Annotated in this window: 2 protein-coding genes; both read right to left on the bottom strand. The window is 58.8% G+C overall.

The window, feature by feature from the left end; all coding sequences use genetic code 11:
• On the bottom strand, positions 1–229 hold a 229-nt coding region (locus FJ490_RS32995; RefSeq protein WP_210239596.1), incomplete at its 3' end, for a hypothetical protein.
• 540 nt (positions 230–769) lie between these two features.
• On the bottom strand, positions 770–1072 hold a 303-nt coding region (locus tag FJ490_RS33605; RefSeq protein WP_176479576.1), incomplete at its 5' end, for a hypothetical protein.

Raw genomic sequence — 1072 nt, 5'->3', positions numbered from 1 at the left:
GCGCAAAGAGGCTCACCGGCGACGCCTGGGAGAAGCGGCTAATTGCAGTGCGACGTGCAGTCGAAAATATCTGAGATTCAGCTGGTATTGCCAAATTGTTGCTGGATGCATGTGAGCAGTCGCCGCACTCTCGGCAATGCCTGGAAAGGCGCCCGACGCTCCGCTTGGCAGACCGAAAGAATGGCTTGAGACCAATCTGGATCTGACTAATACTGTCGCTGACCTGCATTCGACGTTCCTATCTTGCCCGGTTCGGAGCAGAGGTGATACAAATCGACTGGCCGGTCCATTTTATGACCACTCGATAACTGTAATCAGCGGTCTTAATCATGTGCGCGGCAAACGCTCGGCTCAGCTAGACGTTGGCTCATCTGGCGGTCGAAGGGCCTCTAAAACTAGTTAAATGGTTGATGTCGTAGTATGGATGGGGCTCGACCGCTCGGCACTGTCCGGCCTGCCGTGACCTTGGATCTAAAGAACATCACCCCGCCAATTGCCGAGGATGAAGCATTGGAGAAAAACTCGGTTCCGGCCCAGATTGAGTTCGGCAGCGTCACAAGATGTATGGGGCAGTCGCTGCGGTCAGCAATTTGTCGCTGACCGTCGGTCCCAAGGGGTTCGGGCAAGACCACGGCCCTGATGCTGCTCGCCGGGTTCGTAGCGCCCACTGAGGGAGACATCCGGATTGCTGGGAATTAGGTCGCGGCGGTGCAGTCTTATCGGCGCGACCAAGGCATCGTCTTCCAGAGCTATGCGCTGTTTCCGCACCTCACGGTGCGCCGAACCTAGAATTCCCGCTCGAAATGCGCGGCATGAAGGCTGCCGAGAGGCAGCGCAGGTCGACCGCATGCTCGCGCGCGTGCACCTCACCGACTTTGGCGGCCGCATGCCGTCGCAATTGAGCGGCGGCCAGTAACAGCGCGTGGCGCTTGCTCGAGCCCTGATCGCTGATCCGCCGTTCCTCTTGCTCGATGAGCCGCTCGGCGCACTTGACCGTAAGCGCTGTTCTGGTGGCACCTTTCGCGCGTGGTCGTGAGGAACGATGTTCGGAGCCTTTGAGGGCTTCGACACA

Origin of the sequence: Mesorhizobium sp. B2-5-11 (assembly GCF_006440835.1) — a bacterium.
Lineage (GTDB): Bacteria > Pseudomonadota > Alphaproteobacteria > Rhizobiales > Rhizobiaceae > Mesorhizobium.
This window is presented reverse-complemented; position numbering and strand designations above follow the sequence as displayed.